This is a genomic window from Streptomyces sp. RLA123 (assembly GCF_056270165.1).
Genome location: NZ_JBWDOR010000003.1, coordinates 2,007,214 through 2,033,498, shown reverse-complemented (window position 1 = coordinate 2,033,498; position 26,285 = coordinate 2,007,214). Strand labels below are relative to the sequence as shown.

Here is a 26,285-nt window from a genome sequence, read left to right as displayed (position 1 = left end):
AGGACGACGCAGGAGTGAGCGAATGCCTCGAATGACCGCCGCCCGAGCGGCAGTGGAGATCCTCAAGCGGGAGGGCGTCGACGCCGCGTTCGGCGTGCCCGGCGCCGCGATCAACCCCTTCTACGCGGCCCTCAGGGCCTCCGGCGGCATCGCCCACACGCTCGCCCGCCACGTCGAGGGGGCCTCCCACATGGCGGAGGGCTACACGCGCACCGCCCCGGGGAACATCGGCGTCTGCATCGGCACCTCCGGCCCCGCGGGCACCGACATGATCACCGGCCTCTACTCGGCCATCGGCGACTCGATACCGATCCTGTGCATCACCGGCCAGGCGCCCACCGCGGTGATCCACAAGGAGGACTTCCAGGCCGTCGACATCGCCTCCATCGCCGCGCCCGTCACCAAGGCCGCGACCACCGTGCTGGAGGCCGCGCAGGTTCCCGGCGTCTTCCAGCAGGCGTTCCACCTGATGCGCTCGGGGCGCCCCGGCCCGGTCCTCATCGACCTGCCGGTGGACGTCCAGCTCACCGAGATCGAGTTCGACCCCGAGACGTACGAGCCGCTGCCGGTCTGGAAGCCGGCCGCCACCCGGCGGCAGATCGAGAAGGCGCTGGCGATGCTGAACGCCGCCGAGCGCCCGCTGATCGTCGCGGGCGGCGGCGTCATCAACGCCGACGCCTCCGCCCTGCTCGTGGAGTTCGCCGAGCTGACCGGCACCCCGGTCGTGCCGACCCTGATGGGTTGGGGCGCCATCGCGGACGACCACCCGCTGAACGCGGGGATGGTGGGCCTGCAGACCTCGCACCGCTACGGCAACGCGACGTTCCTGGAATCCGACTTCGTGCTGGGCATCGGCAACCGCTGGGCCAACCGGCACACCGGCCGCATCGACGTGTACACCGCGGGCCGCACCTTCGTGCACGTCGACATCGAGCCCACCCAGATCGGCAGGATCTTCGCCCCCGACTACGGCATCACCTCCGACGCCGCGGCCGCGCTGGAACTCTTCGTCGGGATCGCCGGCGAGCTGAAGGACGCGGGGCGGCTGCCGGACCGCGGCGCCTGGGCCGCGTCCGCGCGCGAGCGCAAGGCCACGCTGCACCGCCGCACGCACTTCGACGACATCCCGATGAAGCCGCAGCGGGTGTACGAGGAGATGAACAAGGCTTTCGGCCCCGAGACCCGGTACGTCTCCACCATCGGGCTCTCCCAGATCGCCGGTGCCCAGATGCTGCACGTCTACCGGCCGCGGCACTGGATCAACTGCGGCCAGGCCGGGCCGCTCGGCTGGACCGTCCCCGCGGCCCTCGGCGTGGCGAGGGCCGACCCGGAGGCGTCCGTGGTCGCCCTTTCCGGCGACTACGACTTCCAGTTCATGATCGAGGAACTCGCGGTCGGCGCGCAGCACCGCATCCCGTACGTGCACGTCCTGGTCAACAACGCCTACCTGGGCCTGATCCGCCAGGCACAGCGCGCCTTCGACATCGACTTCGAGGTCAACCTGGAGTTCGAGAACGTCAACTCGCCCGAACTGGGCGTCTACGGCGTCGATCATGTCAAGGTCGCGGAGGGCCTGGGCTGCAAGGCTCTGCGGGTCAGCGACCCGGCGGAGCTGGGCGCCGCCTTCGAACTGGCGAAGAAGCTCGCCGCCGAGCACCGGGTGCCGGTGGTGGTGGAGGCGATCCTGGAGCGCGTCACCAACATCGCGATGAGCGTCACCAACGACATCGGCAACGTGGTGGAGTTCGAGGAACCGGCCACCGAGCCCGGCCACGCGCCCACCGAGATCCTCCCGCTCGCCGGCGCCTGACCCGCCGGCGTGGTTCCCGGCCGCCGCGTCCCGTCCGCGCGGGTGCGGCGGCCGGCCTCACTCCGCGCGGGCTTGCCTGCTCACAGCGGGCCGAAGAGCCAGTTGCCGGGGGCCGCGGGATCGGTGCCGGTGTAGTACGCCCGGATCGCCGTCACGAGCTCGGCCGTGCTCACCATGCCGTCGCCGTCGGTGTCGAGACGGTCGAAGGCGGTGACGACCGCGGAGGCCGGGGTACTGAACGCGCGTTGCAGGATCTCGAACTCCCCGCGTTGGACCTGCCCGTCGCCGTCGGTGTCGCAGAGATGGACGACCGCCTCGGCGGCGGGATGGAAGACGGGGTCGAAGGCCGGGCCCTCGATGAAGGCCCGGGTCATGCCGTGGCGGTACTCCTCGGAGGACAGCCGCCCGTCGCGGTCGCCGTCGGCATAGGCCGCGAGTTCCGCCCAGACGGCGTCGAGGCGTACCGCGACCGACCTGCCCTTCGGCGAGGTGGGGGACTGGCCGAAGCCGTGAATCAGCCGCGCGCCGACGTCCTGCAAGTCGGCGCGCTCGGCATACCCGTTGCCGTCCGTGTCCAGGCGGCGGAAGGATATGTCGAGCTTGCGCTTCAAGAGGGCGGTAGACATCGCTGCGTCCTGACGTAGTCCTGGGGTCTCCTGAAGTCGGGAGAGGGGAACTTATCGATATTCCCCCGGGAGCGCCGCTCGCGCGACCCGAGTGACCACGCAGGGTGATGCCGGGGGCAGAGTGAGGGCGGGCCGCGCCCTGCCCTCAGGGCCGGGCGCGCGGACCGGTGCGGATGAGGGAGTCCGCGGCGTCGTTCACGGGCTGCGGGGTGCCGGTGAGGTCCATGACGAAGAGCGGCACCCCGAGCTGGTCGGCCCGCAGCCGGGCGTCGTGCGCGTAGCCGGCCAGCGAGAAGAACGCGCCGGAGGCGTCCTCGTTGAGACAGTTCAGCCAGAGGGTCTCCACATCCCGCAGCACGCTCGGCCGGGTCGTGGGGTCCACTTGGGCGACGACACCGTCCCCGCGCAGGTCGATGCCGTTCGCGGCGCGCTCCGAGGCGATCCGCACACCGCCGAAGCCGAGCCACTTCAGATACTGCGCGGCGGCGGTCAGCGCGTCCCGCGCGGTGCGGATCGTCACCGGCCGGAAGGGGATCCGCTGCCCCGGCGCTTCCGGTGCCGGCGCGGCGGGGTGCTCGACGGCGGCGGGCCCGGCAGGCGGTGTGCGCAGTGCCCGTGTGTCCACCGGCAGCCGGATCGTCGCCCCGCACTCGCAGCCCAGCTCGGGCCGCGGCCACTGGTCCTCGCGGTGGCAGTCGGGGCAGCGCATGGCCACCCAGGAGTCGGACCAGGAGCGGTGCCGGATCAGCACCGGAACACCGCCGCGCAGCAGCGGCAGCGCCAGGGGTGTGCCACAGGCACAGGGGAACACGGGGGCGGTGTACGTGTGCTCCCGGCGGCAGGCCGGGCAGCGCACGGGCACGCTCTCTGCCATGGTTCGAGACTCCAGGGCGGGTGCTTACCGGGCGGCGGACGTACCCTCCATGTTCTCCTACCGTACGCCGTTTCCGCAGCTCTCCCGCCCTCCTGCGCGCGCCGGTTGACGCGCGGGCAGGTGTCCGCGCCGCCAGAGCAACCCCTCAGAAGTTCATGGCGGCGCGGACGGTGCGTGCCCCTCCCGGGCCGGGGGAGGGATTCCGGGCGGCGGCGTCCGTCGGGCGCGACAGGACAGAAGCGGACGCCACCGCCCGGAAATCCGGGTCAGCCGGTGACCGGCAGGCCGGACAGGCGCTCCACGCCGCGCAGCAGGGCGGAGTGGTCGAGGCCGCCGTCGCCCTGGGTGCGCAGTGCGGCCACGAGGCCGGCGACGACGGAGCCGACCGGCAGGGCGGCGCCGACGGTGCGCGCGGCGTCGGTGACGATGCCCATGTCCTTGTGGTGGAGGTCGATGCGGAAGCCGGGGGCGAACTCGCGGTGGAGGAAGTTCTGCTTCTTGCGGTTCAGCACCGTGGAGCCGGCGAGGCCGCCGCCCAGCACCTCCAGGGCCGCGCCCAGATCGACGCCCGACTTCTCCAGGAAGACCACGGCCTCGGCGCAGGCCTGGATGTTGACGGCCACGATCAGCTGGTTGGCGGCCTTCACCGTCTGGCCGGCGCCGTGCGGACCGCACCGGACGATGGTCCTGCCGAGGGCCTCGAACAGGGGACGCGCCTCGTCGAAGTCGGCCTGCGCGCCGCCCACCATGATGGACAGCACGGCTTCGACCGCCCCCGCCTCGCCACCGGAGACCGGGGCGTCCAGGACCCGGATGCCCTTGGCCGCCGCGGCGTTGGCCAGGTCGATGGAGGTCTGCGGCGTGATCGACGACATGTCGACAAGCAGGGCACCCGACTTCGCATGGGCCAGGACGCCGTCCTCGCCGTAGGCGATCGCCTCGACCTGCGGGGAGGCCGGGACCATCGTGACGATGACGTCGGCGTCCTCGACGGCCTCGGCTACCGAACCCGCGGCGGTGCCGCCGGCGGCCGCGAGGCGGTCCAGCTTGTCCTGCTCGAGGGTGTAGCCGGTGACGGCGTAGCCGGCCTTGATCAGGTTCTCCGCCATCGGGGAACCCATGATGCCGAGGCCGATCCAGGCCACCTGGGGGAGGGCCGTGCGGGAGGGCCGCGCGGGGCTGGAGGCGGCCGGGGGCGTGGTGGTCATGATGTCCTCTCGGGTTGCTGCGCGGCGTCGGCGAGCCAGCCGAAGGAGGCGGCGCTCCCCTCGGGTCCCGGCTTGTACTCCAGGCCGATCCAGCCGTCGTAACCCGCCGTGCGCAGGCGGTCGACGAGGCCGGCCAGCGGCAGCGAGCCCGTTCCCGGGGCGCCGCGGCCGGGGTTGTCGGCGATCTGGACGTGGCCGGTGCGGTCGGCGTAGGCGTCGATCACGGCCGGCAGGTCCTCGCCGTTCATCGACAGGTGGTAGAGGTCGAGCAGGAACCTGGCGTTGCCGAGGCCGGTCTCCGCGTTGACCTTGTCGACGACCTCGACGGCGGCGGGCGCGCTGACCAGTGGATAGCGAGGCGATTCCGGGGCGTTGAGGGCCTCGACGAGCAACGTGGCGCCGACCCGGTGGGCGGCGTGCGCGGCCCGGACCAGGTTCTCCAGGGCGAGTTCGTCCTGTGCCTCGGCGCCCGAGCCGTCGACCCGGTTGCCGTAGAGGGCGTTGAGGGCCGTGCAGCCGGCCGAGCGCGCGAAGTCCGCGGCGATGTCGATGTTGGCCCGGAAGCGTGCGGACTCCTCGCCGGGAACGGACAGCGCGCCGCGGTCGGGCCCCGGCAGTTGCCCCGCGTAGAAGTTCAGCCCCACCAGGCGGGTGCCCGCGTCCTCCAGGGCGGAGCGCAGTTCGTCGAGCCGTGCCTTCGGCGGGGTGGGTGTGTCCGGCCAGGGCCACCACAGCTCCACCGCGTCGAAGCCCGCGGCCGCGGCGGCGGCCGGACGCTCCAGGAGCGGGAGTTCGGTGAAGAGGATCGAGAGGTTCACATCGCAGCGCGTGGAGTCGAAGCCCATCCCGGGCGCCCCTTCCGTCTGGTGCATCAGCTCGTTGACATGCCGGCCGTGGCACCTTCTCAGGACTCTTAGTATTCCGTAATGCGGAAATAGTTTTCTATCTAACGGAAGACTGGATCACCTGGCCGGGGACTGTCAAGAGGGATGTCCCCGAAAGCCGCTGACCAGCTAGGTTGAAGGCGTGCGCCTGAGACTGGAATTCACCACCGAGCCCTTCGATCTCGACGCGCTCCCGGAGCACGCCGTGGTGGCCCGGGAGGTCGTCGGTTCGGCCGCACTGGAGAAGGTCGACGTCGGGCCGTTCGGCAACACGGCCGAGGGCGCTGCCGGCCAGGTGGTGGACGCGGTCGGTGATCTGCTGCGGCGCACCCTGGGCGCCGGGGCCACGCGGGTGTCGCTGCAGATCAGTGTCATCGGGGAGGCGGAACGATGACCGCGGCCGGCGAGCACCCGTTCAGCGCGGCCATCTCGCCGCTCGTCGCCGCGATGGGCGCGCAGATGGTGCCGCCCGGCGAGGCGCGCGGCGACGACGTCGTGCTGAGCTGGGAGGGCCGGGCGGTCGTGGCCGTGCGCCTGCCGCACCTGGCCGACTCCCTCGATCACCTGCTGGCGGACATGGAGCGCCGGCACGGCAGGGCGCTGGCCGAACTCGGCCGCAAGGAGAAGCAGACGGTCGTGCGCATCCTGGAGGAGCGCGGCGCGTTCTCCGTCCGGCACGGGGTGGAGACGGTGGCCTCGGCCCTCGGGGTGAGCCGCTTCACCGTCTACAACTACCTGAACCGGGAGAACGCGGCGAAGGAGCGCGAATAGCCGCTTGCCGTCGCCCGTCCGGCCGCGGTGCGTCCGTCGCGGGGTGGGTATTTTTCAACAAAGTGTTGACGTCGTGCGGCGGGCGCTCCTAGCGTGCTGGTGTGACGTCCCGTCCCTCCCCGGGCCTGGCCCGGTTCAACACCGCCGGTGCGGCGGAGGTGGCCGCCCTGCTGCGAGAGGTGTGCGCGAGCCGTTCCTGGGGCGCGGAGGTGGCCGCCGGCCGTCCCTACGCAGGCGTCGAGGAGCTGCTCGCCGCGAGCGACACGGCGATGGCTGGCCTCGGCGCGGACGAACTGGCCGAGGCGATGGCCGGGCACCCGCCGATCGGCCGGCCGAAGCCCGGCGACCCCGCTTCCGCCCGCGAGCAGAGCGGCGTGCAGGACGTCCTGCGCGCGCGGCTGCTGGAGCGGAACCTCGCGTACCAGGAGCGGCACGGCCACGTCTTCCTCATCTGCGCCACCGGCCGGACCGGCGAGGAGATGCTGGCCGCTCTCGACGAGCGGATCGGCAACGACACCGCCACCGAACGCGGAATCGTCCGCACCGAGCTGGGGAAGATCAACCGCATCCGGCTCGCCCGGCTCGTCGCGCCCCCCGAGGAGGACCCCTCATGACGTCCGTGTCCACCCACGTCCTGGACACCAGCGCCGGCCGCCCCGCCGCGGACGTCGCCGTCCTGCTGGAGGTCCGCGCCGGCGGCGACGCCCCCTGGGTGCCGCACGGCGCCTCCGCGACGGACGCCGACGGCCGCTGCAAGGACCTGCCCGCGCTGCCCGGTGCCACGACCCACGTGCGGCTGGAGTTCGGAACCGGGCCGTACCTGACCCGCGCACGAGCCGGGGACGGCGCAGCCTTCTTCCCGGAAGTGGCGGTCGTCTTCGCCGTCGAGCCGGGCGAGCACCACCACGTACCGCTGCTGCTCAACCCGTTCGGCTACTCCGTATACCGAGGGAGCTAGCACCGACATGTCGCCCACCCGTCTCGGCCAGAACCAGTACGGCAAAGCGGAGACCCGCGTCGTCCGCGTCTCCCGCGAGGGCCGCACGCACCACGTCAGGGACCTCAATGTCTCCGTCGCGCTCTCCGGCGCCATGGACGAGGTCCACTACTCGGGCAGCAACGCCAACGTCCTGCCCACCGACACCACCAAGAACACGGTGTTCGCGTTCGCCAAGCAGTACGGGATCGAGTCCGCCGAGCAGTTCGGCATCCACCTCGCCCGGCACTTCGTCACGAGCCAGGACGCGATCGGGCGGGCCAGGATCCGCATCGAGGAGTACGCCTGGGAACGCGTCACCGGGGAGCACTCGTTCGTCCGCAAGGGTCAGGAGACCCGCACCGCGGAGGTCACCTTCGACGGCACGCACTGGCAGGTCCTCTCCGGCCTGAAGGACCTCGTCGTCATGAACTCCACCGATTCGGAGTTCTGGGGCTTCGCCAAGGACCGGTACACGACGCTGCGGGAGACCCGCGACCGCGTCCTCGCCACCGAGGTCGCCGCCCGCTGGCGGTTTTGCTGGACCCGCGACGAGGACCCCGCCCCCCACTGGGAGGAGTCGTACACCGAGGTGCGCCGCCACCTTCTGGAAGCCTTCGCCGGCACCTACTCGCTCTCCCTCCAGCAGACGCTGTACGCGATGGGGGACCGGGTCGTCGAGCACCGACCGGAGATCGACGAGGTGCGGCTCTCCCTCCCCAACAAGCACCACTTCCTGGCCGACCTCGAACCCTTCGGCCTCGAGAACGACACCCCCGACAGCGCGGTGTACTTCGCGGCCGACCGCCCCTACGGCCTCATCGAGGGCACGGTCCTGCGCGAGGGCGCCGAGTCCCGCATCCCGGTGACGGACTGAGAGGCCGGCCATGACCGCCGCAGCGGAGCGCATCGTCATCGAGAACTGCGCCGTCGCCACCGTCGACGCGCACGACACCGAGTACGCCGACGGCCATGTGGTCGTCGCCGGCAATCGCATCGAGTCCGTCGGCGCGGGCCCCGCCCCCGCCGGACTGCCAGGTGTCGTACGCAGGGTGGACGGCACCGGGCATCTGCTCACCCCGGGCCTGGTCAACACCCACCACCACTTCTACCAGTGGATCACCCGGGGCCTGGCCACCGACCACAACCTCTTCGACTGGCTCGTCGCCCTCTACCCCACCTGGGCGCGGATCGACGAGCGGATGACCCACGCGGCCGCCCAGGGCTCCCTTGCGATGATGGCCCGCGGCGGCGTCACCACCGCCATGGACCACCACTACGTCTTCCCGCGCGGCACCGGCGACCTGTCCGGCTCCATCATCCGGGCCGCCGCAGGCATGGGCGTGCGCTTCACCCTCGCCCGCGGCTCCATGGACCGCGGCGCGTCCGACGGCGGCCTGCCGCCGGACTTCGCCGTCGAGACCCTGGACGGCGCGCTCGCCGCGACCGAGGAGACGATCGACGAGCACCACGACGCCTCCTTCGACGCCATGACGCGGATCGCCGTCGCCCCGTGCTCCCCGTTCTCGGTCTCCACCGAACTGCTGCGCCAGGGCGCCGAACTCGCCCGGCGCAAAGGCGTGCGCCTGCACACCCACGGCAGCGAGACCGTGGAGGAGGAGCAGTTCTGCAAGGAACTGTTCGGCATGGGGCCGACGGACTACTTCGAGTCCACCGGCTGGCTCGGCGCCGACGTGTGGATGGCGCACTGCGTGCACATGAACGACGCCGACATCGCCGCCTTCGCCCGCACCCGGACCGGCGTCGCCCACTGCCCCTCCTCCAACGCCCGCCTCGCCGCGGGCATCGCCCGCGTCCCCGACATGCTCGCGGCCGGCGTCCCGGTCGGCCTCGGCGTGGACGGCACCGCCTCCAACGAATCGGGCGAACTGCACACCGAGTTGCGCAACGCGCTGCTCGTCAACCGCCTCGGGCCGCACCGTGAGGCCGCGCTGAACGCCCGTCAGGCGCTACGGCTGGGCACCTACGGCGGGGCCCAAGTCCTGGGCCGGGCGGGGGAGATCGGCTCCCTGGAGCAGGGCAAGCTCGCCGACCTCGTGCTGTGGCGGATGGACACCCTCGCCCACGCCTCGATCGCCGACCCGGTCACCGCCCTGGTCCTCGGGGCCGCGGCCCCTGTCACCCTCTCGCTGGTGAACGGGCGGCCGGTGGTGGAGGACAACCACCTGGTCACCGCCGACGAGGACGCCATCGCCCGGGCCACCCGCACCGAGGCCCGGCGCCTCGCCCGCATCGCGGGCCTGACCGGCTGACAGGGAGGGCCCGAGGTCACCACGCGGGACGGGCACGGCGGGAATGCGGTGGAGCCGCCCGTGCCCGCTCTGTTACGGTCCGGAGGCCGGCCGCGGGACTTCGGCGCGACTTCCGGAACCTGCCTCTGAAGCAATGATTCGCTGCTCGTGCCCCCATTCCCCGGCCGGCGTCCACGACCGGGGGAGCAGGCGACATGGGTGAGCGGGGTGCGGCCGTCGCGGCCGAGGACGTGCTGCTGTTCGTCAACGCGGCGATCACCGCGACCGGTCAGCGCGAGTTCCGCGACAGCGCCGGGCAGCAACGGCTGTCCCTGGACTTCCTCCACGCGTACATGCTGGGGAACTACCGCGACCTGTACGCCGGGGTGCTCGCGCTGGACATCAACGACCACAACGCGTGCCTGATCATCCGCCGGCTGCTGGAGACCGCAGCCGAGGCCACCCCCGAACAGCGGCGCTCGGAGGGCCGGCTCATCGCCGCCCGGCTGGCGCTGCTGCCGCCGCAGCGGGCGTACGGGCTCTTCGGCGCGCTGCGCCGCTCCGGGGTGAACAACCGGCGCACCCGTGCCATCGTCCGCGACTGGCTGGCCGCGCGCCCGGATCTCGCGTTCGACGCCGTCAAGTACCGCGGCGGTCTCCGCCAGACCCTGCGGCACACCCATCTCGCCCCCGCGGATGATGAACTGGGCACGTTCGTCTTCCGGCCGCTGACCCGGGCCCGCTACGCCACGCCCCTGCTGGAGGCGTGGCGCCGCGCGCACTACGAGCAGGCGGCCCTGTACGACCTGCCCTACACCGTCGCCGAGGGCTTCGCCGCCAAGCACGGCGTCCCCAGGGACGTCTTCCTGGAGCGCATCGCCCCCCGCATGACGCGCCTGGAGAACCTGCGCCTGCGGGAGTCGGCCCGGGAGCACGGGGCCGCGCCGGTGCCGGGCGGGCTGGACCGCATGCCGCTGACCCGGCTCGCGTCCTACGTACTGGCGCTGCCCCTCGACGAGCGCCGGCGCCGGCGCGCCGAGCTGACCGGTGCTCTGGAGGTGTCCGCGGCGCGGGTGGCCGGCCGGCACCGGGGAAGCTGGGGCAGGGTGACCGCCGTCCTGGACGACAGTTTCTCCGCCGCCGGCTCGGGCACCAAGCGGCGCCGCCCGCTGGCCGTCGCCCTGGCCTGCCACCATCTGCTCGCGGCCCTGGCCGGCGACTACACCGGGCTCTGGACCTCGGGACGTGACGACGCGCTGCTGGTCCACCCGTACGGTCCGACCCCGCTGGGTCTGCGCGTCCTCGACGCCCTGGAGACGGCGCCGTCCCGTCTGGTGATCGTCTCCGACGGCTGGGACAACGCGCCCCCGGGCCTTGCCGCCGAGGTGCTGCGTGTCTGGCGCACCCGTCTCGATCCGGCCGGGCGCACCAGCGTCGTGCACCTCAACCCCGTCTACGACGCGGACGCGTTCGACGTGCGGCGGCTGTCCGCGGCCGTGGCCACGGCCGGTATCCGCGACGCCGAGGACCTGCCCGCGCTCGTGGAGATCGCCCAGTTCGCCGAGGGCCGCACGGACCTGGCCGAACTCACCGCCTACTTGGACGCCCGCGCCGGCCGGATGACGGCCGGGGAGGCCACGGAACCCCCGGCGCGTGCCCGGTGACCGCGATGGACCTGACCGGCCTGGAGACCCGCCCCTCCCAGGTGTGGGGCGCGGTGCGCCTGGTGCCACTGGTGCGTCCCGCACCCGTCGAGGACCTGCGCCTGCATCCGCGCGTCCTGGGCGACGGTCCTTCGGTGGTGAGCGTCGGCCCGCGTGAGGCCTACTTCTCCTACATCCCGCACGCCTTCGTGGCCGCCTGGACCGACGACGGCACCCCGGCGGCCGCCTACGGCACCCACCTGGCCGCCGCCGCGGACACGGCGCCGCCCGCCACCACCGGTCTGCGCTTCCACCGCAGAATAGCCCGCCGCGAGGACAAGCACCGGCTGCGCTTCCTCCCGATGCACCTGGCCCTGGAGGGCTATCTGGCGCTGCACTTCGGCGGCCCCTCGCTCGCCTGGGAGGAGTGGTCGCAGCGGGCGCTGCGCCGGGGTCTGTCGCCGCGCGTCGAGCAGGCGTACACCGGTGCCGAGGTGGCCGGACTCGCGGACGCGCTGCGCGTCTTCGAGATCCACCCCGGGCAGTGCGGAGTGCTGCTCTACGTTGCCGACGCCCTGGCCGCCGTGTTCGTCGTGCCGCACCCCGACGACTACCGCGTGCTCCACCCCACCCTCCTGCAGGACCTGTACGGCGAACTCGTCCACCACTACGCCCTCCTGATGCCACCGGTGCCGGACTTCCTGGCCCACGTGGCCGACGAGGGCGTCGACTCCCTGGCCCGGCTGCGCGCGGCGGCCGGGGAACAGGAGCGCGCCTGGGCCGACTTCCACGACACGACGATGGCCGCGCGGGCCGCGGAACAGGACGGGACCTGGCGGACGGTGCACCGGATGGGGCCCTTCACCCTCGCCCGCTTCCTGCCGGAGTTCCGGCCCGGGCAGGAGAACCACATCGGCGAGGCCATCACGGACGGCGGCGGACGGACCGTCTACCTCAAGACGTTCCGGCTCTCGGAGAGCCAGGTCCGCCGCGGCTACCTCCTCAGCCGCCTGGCCGCCCATGACTGGCATCTGGCGGACACCGCGGCCGCTCTCGGCATCGACGAAGCGGCACTCGGCCTGCGCCTGGAGTCGGCCGGTTTCGGGTTCCTGCTCCGGCAGGACGTGCTGGACGGCTACCGCAAGCGGGCTGCGCCACGCCGGCAACGGAACTGACGAGCGCAGCCCCGCCCTCGGGATGCGCGGCGGCGTACAGTGACAAGGGAGTGCGGATCCCCGCCCCGACGGTCCTGAGCAGGGAGAAGACCGTGCGGTTCCATGTCGGCCAGCGCCACGAACGGGTCCTCGCACTGGTCCGCGAACGGGGCAGGCTGCGGGTCTCGGACCTCGCCGACGAACTGGGCGTCTCCGCTGTCACCCTGCGCCGGGACGTCGAGACGCTCGCGACGCAGGGGCGGCTGCGGCGCGTCCACGGCTCGGTCGCCTGGCCGTGCGCGGAGACCGGGGCCGCACCCAGTGCCGCTCCCGCTCCCGCCGGGGCCCGGGACGCCGAGGGCCTGGTCGCGGGCATGGTCGTCCCCACGCTCGACCACCCCTTCGACGAGATCGTCCAGGGCGCCCACGACGCCCTGGAGGCCCGCGGCGGGCGGCTGGTGCTCGGCCTGTCCGGCCTGGCCGAGGGCGACGCCGAGCACGCAGGCCGGCTGGTCGCCGCCGGCGCGGACGGGCTGCTGTTCACCCCCGGCCCCGACTCGGGCGGCGACGACGAGGGCCGGGTCACCGGGAGCGAGGTGCCCGTGGTGCTCGTGGAGCGGGCGGCCCCGCCGGGCAGCCCGGCGGCCGATCTGGACCACGTCCGCTCGGACGCCGCACACGGCGCCGCGATGGCCGTGCGGCACCTGGCCTCGCTCGGCCACCACTCGGTCGCGCTGGTGCTCAAAGAAGCCGCGTACGCCGGAACCCTCAGGGCCGGCCACGCCGCCGCCGTCGAGGCGCTGGAGCTGACCCCGGCGCCCGGCTCGCCGTACAGCGCGCCCGAGCGGCTGCCCGAGGCCGAGCGGATCGCGCGCACGGCCGATCACCTGCGCGCGCTGGCCGAGGAGCACGGCGTGCGCGCGGTGCTCCTGCACGACGACGCGTTCGCGGTCGTGCTCGTCCCCCGGCTGCGGGCGCTCGGGGTGCTCGTCCCGGAGGACCTGGCGATCGTCGTCCACGGCGACCAGGTGGCGGCCCTGGCCGACCCCCCGCTCACGGCGATCGCGCCGCGGCGGCGCGCGGTCGGCGAGACGGCGGTGGCGCTGCTCCTGGATCGGATCGCCGAGCGCCGCCGCGGGGACTCCCGGCCGCGCGAGCACGTCGACCTGCTGCCCTCCTTGCGGGTACGGGCCTCGTGCGGGGCGGTGCTCAGGGGCGCGGGTCGTGCGTGACGGCCAGCAGGGCCATGTCGTCGTTGCGGGGGCCGCCGGTGTGGCGGTGGACGTCGTCCAGCAGGGTCTGGAGCAGTTCGACGGGCCCTTCGTAGCGCACGCCGGCGAGCCGGACGACCGGGTCGTAGAAGGTGCCGTCGGCATTGCGCGCCTCGGTGACGCCGTCGGTGTGCATCAGCAAGGAGGCGCCGGGCGGGAAGGTCAGGGTGTCCACGGCGGCCACCGCGGTCTCCAGGCCCATCCCGAGGGGCAGGGCGTGCTGGGAGGGCTCGGCGGAGTGGACCCGGCCTTCGTGGAGGAGGAGTGGCGGGGGATGGCCGCGGTTGACGAGGCGGAACTCGCCGCCGTCCGGGGCGATCTCCACCAGCACGGCGGTGGTGAAGCCCTCCAGCCGGTCCAGGCCCTCGCGCCGTTCGGACTCCCGCCACAGCGCGCGGTCCATGCGCGCGGCCAGCCCGGCGAGTGTCGGCTCCTCGTCGGCCGCCATGCGGAAGGCGCCCAGCACCACCGTGGCCGCCTCGACCGCGTCCATCCCCTTGCCGCGGACGTCGCCGATGACGCAACGCAGTCCGAAGGGGGTCTCCTGCACGGCGTAGAGGTCGCCGCCGATGTCCGCGTCCTGCTCCGCGGCCTCGTAGCGGGCGGCGATGCGGAACGGCCCGGCGCGTTCCGGCGGCTCGGGCAGTACCGCCCGCTGCACGGCCGCCGCGATGCCCCGGGCGGATCGCAGCCGCATCTCGCGGACGTGCAGCACCCGGTTGATGAAGACCGCGACCGCCGCCACTGCCGTGATCGACAGCAGTTCGCTGACGCCGCCCGCGCCGTTGAGGTAGCCGAAGTGGTTGAGGATGCCCGCGTCCGCCGCGATGGCCCCGATGCCGATCAGGCACGTGCCGCCCAGTGACATCAGTGGCGCGGCAATCATCGGGGCGACGGAGTAGAAGGCCGTTCCGCTGAACTCGGCGGGAGTCAGGTAGTCCACGAGGAAGCCGCCGACGAGCAGTACGACGGGCAGCAGCCGGACGTAGCGCGACACGTCCCTGCGGTCGTCGGTGCCGCCCTCGTCGACACTTCCCACGCGCGCGCTCCTGCCGTCCGTCCCGGCCCGCCGGGCTGTCGTCCCAGACTCCCCGCGTCCGCGGCGCCCGGCCAGCGGTGGGCGCCCCCCGGGTGAACCGCCGTCCCCCGGGTGGCGCAGGACGCGGCGGCCCACCAGGCTGGTGGCCAGTACGCCGGCACAGGGAGTCCGACGATGATCCGCACCGACGCTCTCAACGAGCCCGCCGTCCGCGCCTTCGTCTCGGCGGTCAACGCCGGTGACCGCGACGCCTTCCATCAGGCGCTCACCGAGAACGCGACCATGTCGGACGACGGCTCCGACCGCATGCTCGACGAATGGGCCGACCAGGAGATCTTCGACTCCCACGGCCACATGGGCGTCCAGTCGCAGGACGCCGCGGGGCGCACGCTGATCGCCGACTACTGCAACGACACCTGGGGCGAGATGCGCACCAAGTGGCACTTCACCGTCGACGACGGGAAGATCAGCCGCTTCGACACCGGCCAGGCCTGACCGGGACAGCCTCAGCGCGCGGCGTCCTCGTGGAAGACCAGGAGGTAGCGCCAGAACAGCAGCCGGCGCACCCGGCTGCCCGGCAGGAGGCGGTCCGCCTCGGCGAGGATCTCCCGCAGGTGCATGGTGGGAGGCCGCACTGGTGCCCTCACGGCGGGGCGCGGCCGGCCGCGCAGCCGCTCCCGGACGGCGACGGAGAGCCGGGCGGCGGCGTTGACCGGGACGGCGAGCAGGCTCACCGCCCGGTCGGCGACGGTGTGTTCGCGGTAGCAGCCGAGGACGAGGAGCACACCGTCCGGGGCGAGGGCGGCCCGCAGCTCGGCGACGGTGGAGAACGGGACGTGGTGCAGGCTCGCCAGGCAGGTGATCACGTCGTAGCGGCCCTCGGGCAGGCGGACGGCCGTCACGTCGGCCACCCGGAAGACCACACCGGGCGCGGAGCCGGCCGCCGCGACAGCCTCTTGCGAGGCGTCGAGCGCCTCCACCCGCAGTCCCCGATCCGCCAGCTCGCGCGCGAAACGGCCGGTACCGCAGCCCACGTCCAGCGCGGTCAGTGCGCCGGGCGGCACGTGGCGCAGCAGCAGCCGGTGGTAGTGGTCGTTGTGGTCGAAAGGCATGCCGGGACCCTTCCCCCGCCATGGGGCAGGCGAACGGCGGATCAGCGGGCCGCGGTCCGGTCACGTCGTCCGCCAGGGCACGTGGTTCGCGGGAGAGCGCGTGCCACTGCGACCGGCACGGCGACGACCATGCCGGTCGCACCGGGACCGGGTCGCGCCGTTCTCCGCGGGCGGACGGGCCCCTGCTCCCGTCGCCGGGAGCGGGGGCCCACGGCGGGTCAGCCGAGCAACTCGTAGGCGGGCAGCGTCAGGAAGTCGACGTAGGTCTCGTCGAGCGCGGTCCTCAGCAGCAGGTCGTGGGCCTCCTGCCAGCGGCCCGCCGCGAAGGCCTCATCGCCCACCTCGGCACGGATCGCGGCCAGTTCCCGGTTCGCCACGGCGCGCACCAGTTCGGTGGTGGCCTTCTCGCCGTTGTCGGCGAAGACCACGCCCGCGTTGACCCACTGCCAGATCTGCGAGCGGGAGATCTCGGCGGTGGCGGCATCCTCCATGAGGTTGAAGATGGCGACCGCGCCGAGGCCCCGCAGCCATGCCTCGATGTAACGGGTGCCGACCTGGACGGCGTTGCGCAGCCCCTCGTACGTGGGCTTCGCCTCGAGCGAGTCGACGGCCAGCAGGTCGGCGGCCGTGACGTGCACGTCCTCGCGCAGCCGGTCCTTCTGGTTCGGCCGGTCGCCGAGGACCGCGTCGAAGGAGGCGCGCGCGATCGGCACCAGGTCGGGGTGGGCGACCCAGGAGCCGTCGAAGCCGTCGCCGGCTTCGCGGTCCTTGTCGGCCTTGACCTTCTCGAAGGCCACCGCGTTGACCGCGGCGTCGCGCCGGGAGGGGATGAAGGCGGCCATGCCGCCGATGGCGTGGGCGCCGCGCTTGTGGCAGGTGCGCACCAGCAGTTCGGTGTACGCGCGCATGAAGGGCGCGGTCATCGTCACGGCGTTGCGGTCGGGCAGCACGAAGCGCTCGCCCGCGTCGCGGAAGTTCTTGACGAGGGAGAACAGGTAGTCCCAGCGGCCGGCGTTCAGGCCACTGGCGTGGTCGCGCAGTTCGTGGAGGATCTCCTCCATCTCGAAGGCCGCGGTGATCGTCTCGATGAGGACGGTGGCGCGGATCGTGCCCTGCGCCACGCCGACGTGGTCCTGCGCGAAGACGAACACGTCGTTCCACAGCCGGGCCTCGAGGTGCGACTCGGTCTTGGGGAGGTAGAAGTACGGTCCCTTGCCCTTGGCGAGCAGCCGGTGGGCGTTGTGGAAGAAGTACAGCCCGAAGTCGACCAGGGCGCCTGGGACGGGCTCGCCGTCGACGGTGAGGTGGCGCTCGTCCAGGTGCCAGCCGCGGGGGCGTGTGACGACGGTGGCGAGTTCGGCCTCGTCCTTCAGCGCGTACGACTTGCCCTCGGGGGAGGTGAAGTCGATGCGGCGCTCATAGGCGTCGATCAGGTTGATCTGACCGCCGACGACGTTCTCCCAGGTCGGGGCGGAGGCGTCCTCGAAGTCCGCGAGCCAGATCCGCGCGCCGGAGTTGAGCGCGTTGATGGTCATCTTGCGGTCGGTGGGGCCGGTGATCTCCACCCGGCGGTCGTCGAGCGCTGCCGGGGCGTCCGCGACCCGCCAGTCGCCCTCCCGGATGTGCGCGGTGTCCGCGAGGAAGTCCAGGGTGCCGGTGCGGGCGATCTCCTCCCGGCGCTCCTTGCGGCGCGCGAGGAGTTCGGCGCGGCGTGGCGCGAACCGGCGGTGCAGTTCGCCGAGGAAGGCGAGCGCCGCGTCGGTCAGCACCTCCTCCGCGCGCTCGACGGCGGGCGCGGTGTCGGCGACGACGGCGTACGGGGAAGGCCCTGCTCCTGCTGCGGACATGAAGCTGACTCCTCTGGCTGCGGCTGCTCTCGCCGCGGGTGGACGCGGCACGGCGGAGGTGCGGGCGGCCCGGGGGACCGGGCGGCCGCCGGGGCGCGGCGTGGCACGGGGTGCCGGGGGCGGCCGTGGGGCGCCCTGGCCGACGGGCGCTTCTGCTGCGTGGAGCATAGTTTTTGCATTGCGGAACTTCAACATTTTGTGGCACCGGGCGCGGGCGGCCGCGGCCCGCTGCCGAGCCGCCACAGGTCGTCCGGGGTGTCGATGTCCTCCGGGAGCGCGATGTCCCCGCACTCCACAAGCACGATCGCCGCCTCGTGCCGCCTCAGGTACGAGCGTGCCCCCTGGTCGCCGACCGCACTCGCCGCGATCGCGGGCCAGTGGACCGCGCCCAGCAGGATCGGATGCCCGCGCCTCCCGTCGTACGCGGCGGCGGCCAGCGTCGCCGGCGAGGCGTATGCCGCCGCCACCCGCGCCACGGCCTCCGGGCCCACGCCGGGCTGGTCCACGAGCGCGACCACCGCCGCCCGCGTCCCCGTGCCGGCCAGCGACTCCAGGCCGGCCCGCAGCGAGGTTCCCATGCCCTGCTCCCAGTCCGCGTTCTCGACCACCGTGCAGCCGTCGAGCACCGCCCTTGCCCGGACCTCGCCGGCCGCCGCGCCCAGCACGATGTGCACTGGCCCGCAGCCGCCCTCGCGCAGCGCCCGCGCGGCGTGCTCCACCAGCGGGCGGCCGCCGTACTCCAGCAGCGCCTTCGGCCGCCCGCCGAGCCGGCGGCCGCCCCCGGCGGCCAGCAGCAGCCCGGCGACGGCGGTGCCCGTTCCGCTCGAACCGTCCCGTTCCACGTTCCCTGGATACCGTGGATGGCGGGCGAGGGAAAGGACCGGCCATGGCGAGCTGGCTCATTGCCGTGCGGCACGGCGAGAGCACCGCGAACGCGGCCTTCGCGCGCGGTGTCTCGCCCGAGGGCGTCCGGGACGCCGACGTGGGCCTCACCGACCGCGGCCGCGGCCAGGCGGCACGGCTCGCCGGCGCGCTGCTGACGCTCGGCGGGGACACCCCCGGCACGGTGCTCTGCTCCCCCTACCGGCGCGCCCGGCAGACCCTCGACGTCCTCGCGGACGTGCACACCGCCGCCGGCCGCCCGCTGCCGTCCGCGTCGTACGAGCCCCGGCTGCGCGACCGCGGCACCGGCGCCCTGGAACTGCTCACGCCGCAGGCGGTCCGGGAGCGCTTCCCGCAGGAGGCGGCCCGCCGCGAACGCGAGGGCGAGCACACGTACCGGCCGCCCGGCGGAGGCGAGTCGATGGACGACGTCGCCCGGCGCGTGCGGTCGGTACTCGACGGGCTCGGCGGGCTCGACGACGGGGGCGGCGCGCCGCTGCTGCTGGTCACCCACGACGCCGTCGTCCTGATGATCCGTCATCTGCTGGGACCGCCGCTGCCGGAGGGGGCGTACGTCGCCAACGGCTCGTTCGCGCGCTGGAGGCGCGACGCCTCGGGATGGCGGCCGGTCGACTGGAACCGAACGCCGCCCGTCGTTCGTTGACGTCGGCAAGTCGCTTCGCGCGAGAGGAACTTACGGCAGATTTCGCTCTCCGTATAGCGAGGGAAGCGCTCCGTCGCGTTTAATGTCCTCCCCGATGCGGCCCGGGTGGGGCCGGTCCCGCGCGGGTGAGTTCACGGGGGTCGAACAATGGGGGACATATCAGTGGTCAAGGACATGGCGGCCCGTGCGGCGCTGGACGGGGACGGCGCCGAGGACCCGAGGGTGGCCGCGCTGCGCGCGGCGGTCTCCCACTGCCGCCGCGCGCTCGCCGGGTACCGCTCGAACTTACCGGACCGTCACATCGCGGAGGACGAGCTCGCCGCGCTGGCGTCCGCGGCCGCCGCCGGTGTTCCCGACGTCCCGCGGCTGCGCCGCGGCCTCCTGGTCCTCACGGGCGCCCTGGGGTCCGTCAGCGCCCTGTCCGCCGCGCTCGCGGAGGTCCGGCGCGCGATCGAGCTCTTCGGGGCGCCGCCCGCCGCCGATTGATGCCGATCAGCCGAGTTCGGCCAGCCGGCGTACCGCGGCGGCGCAGCGGTTCTCGATCCACCCGGCGGAAGCGGCCTCCGGAGGCATCACGATCACGCTCTCGACGCCGAGCGCGGCATACCCGTCCATCTCCTTGCCGAAGGTGTCCAGATCGCCGTCGCGCAGCGCGCTCCCCACGTACAGCATCGTCTTGCGGATGGAGTCGTAGTCCCGGCCCGCCTCGTCGCAGTGCCGGCGCAGCACGTCCAGCTTGTGCGCGACCTCGGTGTGCGAGGAGCCGAACAGATTGCACGCGTCGGCGTAACGGGCCACCAGCCTCAGGGTCTTGCGCTCCCCGCCGCCGCCGATCATGACCTCGGGGTGCGGTGCGCTGACGGGTGCCGGGGTGCAGCGGGTCTCCGCGAGCCGGTAGTGCCTGCCCTCGAACGGCCCGTTGTCCTCCTGGTCCCACATCTGCAGGCAGACGCGCAGCGTCTCCTCCAGCCGCTCGAAGCGCTCCGCGAGCGGCGGGAACGGCACGCCCAGGCCCAGGTGCTCGCGCTCGTACCACGCGGCGCCCAGCCCCAGGGTGGCCCGGCCACCGGACAGCACGTCGAGCGTCGTGGCGATCTTGGCCAGGAGTCCGGGGTGGCGGTACGTCGTCCCCGTGACCAGCACCCCGAGGCGCACGGAGGAGGTGCGGGCAGCGAGAAAGCCCAGTGTCGTGTAGCTCTCCAGCATCGCCGCCTCGGCGCCGCCGTTGTGCTCCATCTGGAAATAGTGGTCCATCACCGACAGCCATCCCACCCCGGCCGCCTCCGCGGCGGCACCGGCCTCCGCCAGCGCGGGGCCCAGTGCCGCGGGCCCTTCCGGATGGTCGAACTTCGTGAGATGCAGGCCCAGTTGCACGGTCACTCCCCGCCTCGGGTCGTTGTCGCGGACCCGTACGACGCTAGGCCTTGGAGTGCCCTCCAGGTCAAGCCCCCGCGCGGGACCGCGGGACCGCTCCGTCGAGGGGTCAGGCCCCGGTGCCGGCCGCGCCGGCGAGGGCCGCGGACAGGTGGCGGGCCGCGGCCTGGAGGACGGGGACGATCTTCTCGGTGGCGGCGTCGGTGACGCGGCCCGCCGGGCCGGAGATCGAGATGGCGGCGGCGGAGGGGGAGCCGGGAACGGTGACGGCGAGGCAGCGGACCCCCATCTCCTGCTCGTTGTCGTCCACGGCGTAGCCCTGTGCGCGGATGTGCGCGAGTTCGGCGAGGAACGCGTCCGGGTCGGTGATGGTCCGCTCCGTCGCGGCCGGCATGCCGGTGCGGGCCAGCAGGGCGCGCACCTCCTCGGGCGGGACGTGGGCGAGCAGCGCCTTGCCGACGCCGGTGGAGTGGGGCAGGACCCGGCGTCCGACCTCGGTGAACATCCGCATGGAGTGGCGCGAGGGGACCTGGGCGACGTAGACGACCTCGTCGCCGTCGAGGAGGGCCATGTTGGCGGTCTCGCCTGTCGCGTCCACGAGTTCTGCGAGGTAGGGGCGGGCCCAGGTGCCCAGCAGCCGGGAGGCGGTCTCGCCGAGGCGGATCAGCCGGGGGCCGAGGGCGTAGCGCCGGTTGGGCTGCTGGCGTACGTAGCCGCAGTCGACGAGGGTCCGCATGAGGCGGTGGATGGTCGGCAGCGGCAGTCCGCTGCTCGTGGACAGCTCGCTGAGGCCGACCTCGCCCCCCGCGTCGGCCATCCGCTCGAGCAGGTCGAAGGCGCGTTCGAGGGACTGGACGCCCCCGGCGCGGTCTGACGCCACGGTTCCTCCCCAGGCGGACGATCTTGCGGTGCAGCCTACCGGCGGCCGCAGGGTGCCGATCGTCGTCGACCGCGCCCTTGTGCGGAGCCACGAACGGCTGTGGCGGAAGCCGGATTCCGTTTGGCGGAATCCACCAACCCTACTCCGGAAGCCTCCGGCGCGCGTCCCGTCCACCGCGTGCCCCGCGCGCCCGGCCGGGTCTTGACGGGTCGTACGGCTCGGCGGAGGATCTGTTCAACAGAACGTTGAATTCCTGGCGACGCCGGTGGAAGGGGAACGGGTGGTGTCCGAGGCCGCTGCCGCGACCGGGCTGGTGCTGCGCTCGACGCGGGTCGTCACCCCCGCCGGCGAAGTCCCCGCCGACGTGGCCGTCGCCGGCGGCCGGATCGCCGCCGTCCTGCCGTACGGGAGCCCGCCCCCGGCCGGCGCCCGCCTGGTCGACCTGGGGCAGGACGCGCTGCTGCCCGGCCTGGTCGACACCCACGTCCACATCAACGACCCCGGCCGCACCCAGTGGGAGGGCTTCGGGACCGCGACGCGGGCAGCCGCCGCGGGAGGCGTGACCACGCTGATCGACATGCCGCTCAACAGCGTCCCGCCGACCACCACGACCGCGCATCTGGACCTCAAGCGCGACACCGCGCGCGGCAGGGTCCACACCGACGTCGGCTTCTGGGGCGGTGCCGTCCCCGGCAACGTCAAGGATCTGCGCCCGCTCCACGAGGCCGGCGTCTTCGGCTTCAAGTGCTTCCTGCTGCCCTCCGGCGTCGAGGAGTTCCCGCAGCTGGATCCCGGGCAACTGGCCGAGGCGATGGGCGAGATCGCCCGCTTCGACGGGCTGCTGATCGTGCACGCCGAGGACCCCGCGCTCATCGACGGCGCGCCGCCGCCCTCGGGCCGGAAGTACGCGGACTTCCTCGCCTCCCGGCCGCGCGCCGCCGAGAACACCGCGATCGAGGGACTGATCGCACTCGCCCGCCGCCTCGACTGCCGGGTGCACGTGCTCCATCTGTCCTCCGCGGAGGCGCTGCCCATGATCGCCGCGGCCCGCGACGAGGGCGTCCGCCTGACGGCCGAGAGCTGCCCGCACTATCTGACGCTGACCGCCGAGGAGGTGCCCGACGGCGCCACGCAGTTCAAGTGCTGCCCGCCGATCCGCGAGGCCGCCAACCGGGACGCCCTCTGGCAGGGCCTGCTCGACGGCGTCATCGACTGCGTCGTCTCCGACCACTCGCCGTCCACGGCCGACCTCAAGCACTTCGGCACCGGCGACTTCGGCGCGGCCTGGGGCGGCATCTCCTCCCTCCAGCTCGGCCTGCCCGCGATCTGGACCGAGGCCCGCCGGCGTGGCGCCTCGCTCGGCGACGTGGTGCGCTGGATGGCACAGGGCCCGGCGCGCCTTGCGGGTCTGAGTACGAAGGGCGCGATCGCGCCCGGGTACGACGCCGACTTCGCCGTCCTGGCGCCCGACGAGAGCTTCACCGTGGACCCCGCCGCGCTCCATCACCGCAACCAGGTCACCGCCTACGCGGGCCGCACCCTCCAGGGGGTCGTCCGCGGCACCTGGCTGCGCGGCGAACGCGTCGCCGACCACGGCATCCCGGCCGGGCCCTCCGGCCGCCTCATCGAAAGGCAGGACGCGTGACCGCCGTGCCCCGGTACACCGGCGACGCCCAGCCGTACCCCGGAGGTGACCCCTGGGCCGACTACCGCGGCGCCGACCTGCCGTTCACGGAGCTGGCCGACCTCGCGGACCGGCGCCTGGGAGCCGGCGTGATCGCCGCCAACGACGAGTTCTTCGCCGAACGGGAGAACCTGCTCGTCCCCGAGCGCCCCGAGTTCCGGCCCGGGCACTTCGGCCACAAGGGGCAGGTCATGGACGGCTGGGAGACCCGCCGCCGGCGCGGCACCGGCGCCGGCAGCCCCCACCCCGACGACGCCGACCACGACTGGGCGCTGATCCGCCTCGCCGCCCCCGGCGTCGTCCGCGGCCTGGTCGTCGACACGGCGCACTTCCGCGGCAACCACCCCCGGCACATCGCGGTCGAGGCCACCTCAGCGTCGCTGTCCGCCGCCCCGGAGGACCTGCTCGCGGACGGCGTGCAGTGGACCGGACTCGTGCCGCGCACGGCCGTCGGCGGTCACGCCGCCAACGGCTTCGAGGTGTCCGTGGAACGCCGTTTCACCCATCTGAGGCTCCGGCAGTTCCCCGACGGGGGCATCGCGCGGCTGCGCGTCCACGGCGAGTTCGTCGCCGACCCGGGGTGGCTGGCGGCGCTGGGCACGTTCGACCTGGTCGCCCTGGAGAACGGCGGCTCCGCCGAGGACGTCTCCGACCGCTTCTACTCCTCGCCGGTCAACCCGATCCTGCCGGGGAGGTCCCGTCGCATGGGCGACGGCTGGGAGACCAGGCGCCGCCGTGACACGGGCCACGACTGGGCCCGCTACCGGCTCGCGGAACAGGGCGTCGTCCGCGCCGTCGAGATCGACACCGGCTACTACAAGGGCAACGCCGCCGGGTGGGCGGCGCTGCTGGGCCGCGACGGCGAGAGCGGTGAGTGGTTCACGATCCTGCCCCGCACCCGCTTGCAGCCCGACACCGTCCACCGGTTCCTGGTGGTCGCGCCCGCCGCGACCCATGTGCGGATCGAGACGTATCCCGACGGCGGCGTCGCCCGGCTGCGACTGTGGGGCTCCCTGACGGACGCGGGCGCGGGGCGCCTCGCCCGGCGCTGGGACGCACTGGCCTGAGGGGCCTCGGGGCGCGCCGGCCGTGGCAGGGACACCGCTGGATCGGCCGTCGACCCGGCGCGGGAGAGCCGGATGCGTGGGGAGGAGGGCGGTTGGGGGCAGGGCCGTACGCCGTTCAGGGCGGGGCCTGTTGCGGCCGTCCGCGCCGTGCCTGCCGCCCGGAGCGGTGGGCGTGGGCGCCGGGGTGGTGTACGGCTCGGCCGCCCGCCCAGGGCATGGTGCCGCGCGGCGCCGGCGTCTCCCTCGTACGCCGGCGCCGCGCGGGCCGGATCAGCCCGCCGACGTGAGCCGGAAGGACTGGGCGGTGGTGCCGTTGCAGCTGTACTGCTGGAGCCGGGCCCCGTCGGCGACGGAGGCGGCGGCGACGTCCAGGCACTTGGCGCTGTGCCGGGCGGTGAACACGTAGGAGCCGTCCGCCTGAAGCACCGGCTTCCACTGCTGGTTCGTGCCCGAGGACCACTGCCAGGTCTGCACGGGGACGGAGTCACCGGTCGCCGTCGAGCCGCCGGTGACGTCCCAGACCTGCTCGGTGGCGGCCGCGTTGCGGTTCACCACCCGGTAGTAGCCGCTGTCGGTCGCGCGGAACTGCCACTGCTGGTTGGTCTGCCCGGCGACGCAGCTCCACTGCTGCACGGCCGTGCCGTTGGCGGTGCCCCGGTCCATGGCGTCCACGCACTTGCCGGAGCCGGCGCCGGTCACCTGGTACCAGGCGGAGGTGCTGATGCCGCCATCGCCACCGCCACCGCCGGTCGGCGCTCCGGACCAGGTGAAGGTGGTCGTGGCGCGTGGCGGCAGGCTGTACGAGAAGTGCTGCCCGGCCTCGCGGACCGTGACCTGCTGGGTGGACGACGAGGAGTTGTGGGTGACCAGCACCCGCTGCCCGTCGCTGTTGACGAACGCCGTGTTCCACACCGGGTCCGTGGCGTTGCTGCCGATCCGCACCGCGCCCGCGCGGACGAACTTCGTCAGCTGCCCCATCGTGTAGTACTCGACGGTGTAGTCGACCTGGCCGCCGCGCGCGTCCCCGTTGTGTACCGTGATCAGCCCGGTGCAGGTGCCGCAGCCCCCCGCGTGCGGGCCCATGGCCTGGTCCAGCGCCAGCGACCACTTCACGTAGGAGCGCGCCCAGTTGCGGGTGAAGCCGGTGATGTCGCGCAGGTCCTCCAGCTGCTGGTCGCCCACCCAGGTGCCGCCGGAGTGCTCGGTCTCGTACTGCGGGACACCCGGGTACTGGCTCTGGATCGTGCTGCCGAGCGCGTAGTTCGGCGGGGTCGGCGCGTATCCGTGCCAGGCGACGCCGCCGAACAGCGGGTCGCCGCGCAGCGCGGCGTCGGCGAGCTGGCCGGCACCGGTGGTGTTCCAGTCGCCGTGGTTCCAGTCGTGGATGAGCGCCTTGGTGGTGATCCCGGCCGAACGGAACGCGGGGAAGAGGTGGTTCCTGGTGAAGTCCAGCAGCGTGGCCGCCGTCCACTCCATCGTGGGGTACGTGCTGTTCGCGCCGCAGCACTGGGGCTCGTTCTGCACGGAGACGTAGTCGATGTGGACGCCGCGCTGCTCGTACGCCTGGAGGTACTTCACGAAGTACTGCGCGTACATGTCGTAGAACTCCGGCCTCAGCTTGCCCATCTGGGTGAGCCGGCCGTTGTCCTTCATCCACGCCGGCGCCGACCACGGCACCGCCATGATCTTCAGGTCGGGGTTGAGCTGGCGCGCCTGCGCGGTGAGCGGCAGAACGTCGGCGAGGTCCCGTGCGATGGAGAAGTCGGCCAGGTCGCAGCAGGTGTCGTCGTACGTGTAGTGGCTGCGGGCGATGTCCGACGCGCCCATGGGGTTCCGCAGGAAGCCCAGCCCGATGCCGTCGGTGGGGGAGAAGAGCTTGCGCATGGTGGCGTCGCGGGTGGCCGCCGACAGGGCGCCGGAGGAGTTCATCAGCCAGGCGGCGCTGTCGGTGAAGGACGCCCCGCCGCCCTCGAAGGGCTGGTAACGGGCGGCGGGGTCGATCGTGATGACCGTCCCGCCGCTGCCGTCACCCGTCTCGAAGGCGGTCGGGGTCTGGGTCTGCAGGCCCTTGACGACGGTCTTGCCGTCCGAGGTCGTGGTCATGGTGACCTGCACGGCGGTGGCGGCCGCCGCGCTCGGGCCGGCCACGGTTAATACGGCGAAGGCCGCGGCGACCGCCGCCAGGACGGCGATCACCCTTCTGATGTGGGGGTGCTGTCGCATCGCGTGCTCCTTGTGGGGAAGGACGGGGGGTGCGTGCGAGGGAG

Annotated in this window: 26 protein-coding genes; 15 read left to right on the top strand and 11 right to left on the bottom strand. The window is 73.3% G+C overall.

The window, feature by feature from the left end:
* Window positions 1-22: 22 nt before the first annotated feature.
* Window positions 23-1,810, top strand: coding sequence for a glyoxylate carboligase (gcl, locus tag RV983_RS09205; RefSeq protein WP_475985300.1), 1,788 nt, complete (start codon window positions 23-25; stop codon window positions 1,808-1,810).
* An 80-nt stretch (window positions 1,811-1,890) separates the two neighbouring features.
* Here gcl and RV983_RS09200 read toward each other — a convergent pair whose 3' ends face one another.
* From RV983_RS09200 to RV983_RS09185, 4 genes are all read right to left on the bottom strand, one after another.
* Window positions 1,891-2,436: an EF-hand domain-containing protein gene (locus RV983_RS09200; protein WP_475985299.1), complete on the bottom strand. Its 546-nt coding sequence runs from the start codon at window positions 2,434-2,436 to the stop codon at window positions 1,891-1,893.
* Between the two features lie 145 nt (window positions 2,437-2,581).
* Window positions 2,582-3,310, bottom strand: coding sequence for a hypothetical protein (locus RV983_RS09195; RefSeq protein ID WP_475985298.1), 729 nt, complete (start codon window positions 3,308-3,310; stop codon window positions 2,582-2,584).
* 266 nt (window positions 3,311-3,576) lie between these two features.
* Entirely contained in the window at window positions 3,577-4,518 is a 942-nt protein-coding gene (locus RV983_RS09190) for a 2-hydroxy-3-oxopropionate reductase (RefSeq protein WP_475985297.1), read from the bottom strand.
* Window positions 4,515-5,363: a TIM barrel protein gene (locus RV983_RS09185; protein WP_475990261.1), complete on the bottom strand. Its 849-nt coding sequence runs from the start codon at window positions 5,361-5,363 to the stop codon at window positions 4,515-4,517. Before RV983_RS09185 ends, RV983_RS09190 begins: the two co-directional genes overlap by 4 nt.
* 181 nt (window positions 5,364-5,544) lie before the next feature.
* On the opposite strand from RV983_RS09185, the gene RV983_RS09180 reads away from it, so the two are divergent.
* The 9 genes from RV983_RS09180 to RV983_RS09140 all read left to right on the top strand — a co-directional run bounded on the left by RV983_RS09180 (window position 5,545) and on the right by RV983_RS09140 (window position 13,430).
* A complete protein-coding gene (locus RV983_RS09180) occupies window positions 5,545-5,796 on the top strand; it encodes a hypothetical protein (RefSeq protein WP_475985296.1) in 252 nt (83 codons plus the stop codon).
* Entirely contained in the window at window positions 5,793-6,173 is a 381-nt protein-coding gene (locus RV983_RS09175; RefSeq protein ID WP_475985295.1) for a helix-turn-helix domain-containing protein, read from the top strand. The genes RV983_RS09180 and RV983_RS09175 overlap by 4 nt, the downstream gene beginning before the upstream one ends.
* A 101-nt stretch (window positions 6,174-6,274) precedes the next feature.
* Complete coding sequence (uraD, locus tag RV983_RS09170) at window positions 6,275-6,787, top strand: 2-oxo-4-hydroxy-4-carboxy-5-ureidoimidazoline decarboxylase (protein ID WP_475985294.1); 513 nt, start codon at window positions 6,275-6,277, stop codon at window positions 6,785-6,787.
* On the top strand, window positions 6,784-7,131 hold the full coding sequence (gene uraH / locus RV983_RS09165) for a hydroxyisourate hydrolase (protein WP_475985293.1): 348 nt from the start codon (window positions 6,784-6,786) through the stop codon (window positions 7,129-7,131). The genes uraD and uraH overlap by 4 nt, the downstream gene beginning before the upstream one ends.
* Window positions 7,132-7,138: 7 nt before the next feature.
* Window positions 7,139-8,026, top strand: a complete 888-nt coding sequence (pucL, locus tag RV983_RS09160) for a factor-independent urate hydroxylase (protein WP_475985292.1) — start codon at window positions 7,139-7,141, stop codon at window positions 8,024-8,026.
* Window positions 8,027-8,036: 10 nt separating this feature from the next.
* Window positions 8,037-9,422 carry an 8-oxoguanine deaminase gene (locus RV983_RS09155; RefSeq protein WP_475985291.1) on the top strand — a complete coding sequence of 462 codons (1,386 nt, stop codon included), beginning with the start codon at window positions 8,037-8,039 and terminating at the stop codon, window positions 9,420-9,422.
* Between the two features lie 194 nt (window positions 9,423-9,616).
* Window positions 9,617-11,065: a hypothetical protein gene (locus tag RV983_RS09150; protein ID WP_475985290.1), complete on the top strand. Its 1,449-nt coding sequence runs from the start codon at window positions 9,617-9,619 to the stop codon at window positions 11,063-11,065.
* Entirely contained in the window at window positions 11,062-12,219 is a 1,158-nt protein-coding gene (locus tag RV983_RS09145) for an ARPP-2 domain-containing protein (RefSeq protein ID WP_475985289.1), read from the top strand. Before RV983_RS09150 ends, RV983_RS09145 begins: the two co-directional genes overlap by 4 nt.
* 92 nt (window positions 12,220-12,311) lie before the next feature.
* Entirely contained in the window at window positions 12,312-13,430 is a 1,119-nt protein-coding gene (locus RV983_RS09140; protein ID WP_475985288.1) for a substrate-binding domain-containing protein, read from the top strand.
* Here the strand turns inward: RV983_RS09140 and RV983_RS09135 are convergent.
* Window positions 13,408-14,508: a PP2C family protein-serine/threonine phosphatase gene (locus tag RV983_RS09135; RefSeq protein WP_475985287.1), complete on the bottom strand. Its 1,101-nt coding sequence runs from the start codon at window positions 14,506-14,508 to the stop codon at window positions 13,408-13,410. The genes RV983_RS09140 and RV983_RS09135 overlap by 23 nt on opposite strands.
* A 174-nt stretch (window positions 14,509-14,682) precedes the next feature.
* Here RV983_RS09135 and RV983_RS09130 point away from each other — a divergent pair, with 174 nt between their 5' ends.
* Entirely contained in the window at window positions 14,683-15,003 is a 321-nt protein-coding gene (locus RV983_RS09130) for a nuclear transport factor 2 family protein (protein WP_475985286.1), read from the top strand.
* Between the two features lie 11 nt (window positions 15,004-15,014).
* Here RV983_RS09130 and RV983_RS09125 read toward each other — a convergent pair whose 3' ends face one another.
* The 3 genes from RV983_RS09125 to RV983_RS09115 form a co-directional block, all read right to left on the bottom strand.
* Window positions 15,015-15,620: a class I SAM-dependent methyltransferase gene (locus RV983_RS09125; RefSeq protein WP_475985285.1), complete on the bottom strand. Its 606-nt coding sequence runs from the start codon at window positions 15,618-15,620 to the stop codon at window positions 15,015-15,017.
* 218 nt (window positions 15,621-15,838) lie between these two features.
* Window positions 15,839-17,467 carry a malate synthase A gene (aceB, locus tag RV983_RS09120; RefSeq protein WP_475985284.1) on the bottom strand — a complete coding sequence of 543 codons (1,629 nt, stop codon included), beginning with the start codon at window positions 17,465-17,467 and terminating at the stop codon, window positions 15,839-15,841.
* A 188-nt stretch (window positions 17,468-17,655) separates the two neighbouring features.
* Complete coding sequence (locus tag RV983_RS09115; protein WP_475985283.1) at window positions 17,656-18,309, bottom strand: nucleotidyltransferase family protein; 654 nt, start codon at window positions 18,307-18,309, stop codon at window positions 17,656-17,658.
* Window positions 18,310-18,353: 44 nt separating this feature from the next.
* On the opposite strand from RV983_RS09115, the gene RV983_RS09110 reads away from it, so the two are divergent.
* Both RV983_RS09110 and RV983_RS09105 read left to right on the top strand, forming a co-directional pair.
* Window positions 18,354-19,013, top strand: a complete 660-nt coding sequence (locus RV983_RS09110; RefSeq protein WP_475985282.1) for a histidine phosphatase family protein — start codon at window positions 18,354-18,356, stop codon at window positions 19,011-19,013.
* Between the two features lie 174 nt (window positions 19,014-19,187).
* Window positions 19,188-19,499, top strand: coding sequence for a DUF5955 family protein (locus RV983_RS09105; protein WP_475990260.1), 312 nt, complete (start codon window positions 19,188-19,190; stop codon window positions 19,497-19,499).
* 6 nt (window positions 19,500-19,505) lie between these two features.
* Here the strand turns inward: RV983_RS09105 and RV983_RS09100 are convergent, their stop codons facing one another.
* Complete coding sequence (locus tag RV983_RS09100) at window positions 19,506-20,387, bottom strand: LLM class F420-dependent oxidoreductase (RefSeq protein ID WP_475985281.1); 882 nt, start codon at window positions 20,385-20,387, stop codon at window positions 19,506-19,508.
* A 109-nt stretch (window positions 20,388-20,496) separates the two neighbouring features.
* Window positions 20,497-21,267 carry an IclR family transcriptional regulator gene (locus tag RV983_RS09095; protein ID WP_475985280.1) on the bottom strand — a complete coding sequence of 257 codons (771 nt, stop codon included), beginning with the start codon at window positions 21,265-21,267 and terminating at the stop codon, window positions 20,497-20,499.
* Between the two features lie 283 nt (window positions 21,268-21,550).
* On the opposite strand from RV983_RS09095, the gene allB reads away from it, so the two are divergent.
* Window positions 21,551-22,912 carry an allantoinase AllB gene (gene allB / locus RV983_RS09090; RefSeq protein ID WP_475985279.1) on the top strand — a complete coding sequence of 454 codons (1,362 nt, stop codon included), beginning with the start codon at window positions 21,551-21,553 and terminating at the stop codon, window positions 22,910-22,912.
* Window positions 22,909-24,018, top strand: a complete 1,110-nt coding sequence (gene alc / locus RV983_RS09085; protein WP_475985278.1) for an allantoicase — start codon at window positions 22,909-22,911, stop codon at window positions 24,016-24,018. The genes allB and alc overlap by 4 nt, the downstream gene beginning before the upstream one ends.
* 270 nt (window positions 24,019-24,288) lie before the next feature.
* Here the strand turns inward: alc and RV983_RS09080 are convergent, their stop codons facing one another.
* Entirely contained in the window at window positions 24,289-26,241 is a 1,953-nt protein-coding gene (locus RV983_RS09080) for an RICIN domain-containing protein (protein WP_475985277.1), read from the bottom strand.
* Window positions 26,242-26,285: the final 44 nt, after the last annotated feature.

Excerpts from the sequence above, each read along its gene's own strand:
- gcl (WP_475985300.1), top strand. The coding sequence starts at position 23 with ATGCCTCGAATGACCGCCGCCCGAGCGGCAGTGGAGATCCTCAAGCGG.
- RV983_RS09200 (WP_475985299.1), bottom strand. The coding sequence starts at position 2,436 with ATGTCTACCGCCCTCTTGAAGCGCAAGCTCGACATATCCTTCCGCCGC.
- RV983_RS09195 (WP_475985298.1), bottom strand. The coding sequence starts at position 3,310 with ATGGCAGAGAGCGTGCCCGTGCGCTGCCCGGCCTGCCGCCGGGAGCAC.
- RV983_RS09190 (WP_475985297.1), bottom strand. The coding sequence starts at position 4,518 with ATGACCACCACGCCCCCGGCCGCCTCCAGCCCCGCGCGGCCCTCCCGC.
- RV983_RS09185 (WP_475990261.1), bottom strand. The coding sequence starts at position 5,363 with ATGGGCTTCGACTCCACGCGCTGCGATGTGAACCTCTCGATCCTCTTC.
- RV983_RS09175 (WP_475985295.1), top strand. The coding sequence starts at position 5,793 with ATGACCGCGGCCGGCGAGCACCCGTTCAGCGCGGCCATCTCGCCGCTC.
- uraH (WP_475985293.1), top strand. The coding sequence starts at position 6,784 with ATGACGTCCGTGTCCACCCACGTCCTGGACACCAGCGCCGGCCGCCCC.
- pucL (WP_475985292.1), top strand. The coding sequence starts at position 7,139 with ATGTCGCCCACCCGTCTCGGCCAGAACCAGTACGGCAAAGCGGAGACC.
- RV983_RS09155 (WP_475985291.1), top strand. The coding sequence starts at position 8,037 with ATGACCGCCGCAGCGGAGCGCATCGTCATCGAGAACTGCGCCGTCGCC.
- RV983_RS09150 (WP_475985290.1), top strand. The coding sequence starts at position 9,617 with ATGGGTGAGCGGGGTGCGGCCGTCGCGGCCGAGGACGTGCTGCTGTTC.
- RV983_RS09130 (WP_475985286.1), top strand. The coding sequence starts at position 14,683 with ATGATCCGCACCGACGCTCTCAACGAGCCCGCCGTCCGCGCCTTCGTC.
- RV983_RS09125 (WP_475985285.1), bottom strand. The coding sequence starts at position 15,620 with ATGCCTTTCGACCACAACGACCACTACCACCGGCTGCTGCTGCGCCAC.
- aceB (WP_475985284.1), bottom strand. The coding sequence starts at position 17,467 with ATGTCCGCAGCAGGAGCAGGGCCTTCCCCGTACGCCGTCGTCGCCGAC.
- RV983_RS09110 (WP_475985282.1), top strand. The coding sequence starts at position 18,354 with ATGGCGAGCTGGCTCATTGCCGTGCGGCACGGCGAGAGCACCGCGAAC.
- RV983_RS09105 (WP_475990260.1), top strand. The coding sequence starts at position 19,188 with ATGGCGGCCCGTGCGGCGCTGGACGGGGACGGCGCCGAGGACCCGAGG.
- RV983_RS09080 (WP_475985277.1), bottom strand. The coding sequence starts at position 26,241 with ATGCGACAGCACCCCCACATCAGAAGGGTGATCGCCGTCCTGGCGGCG.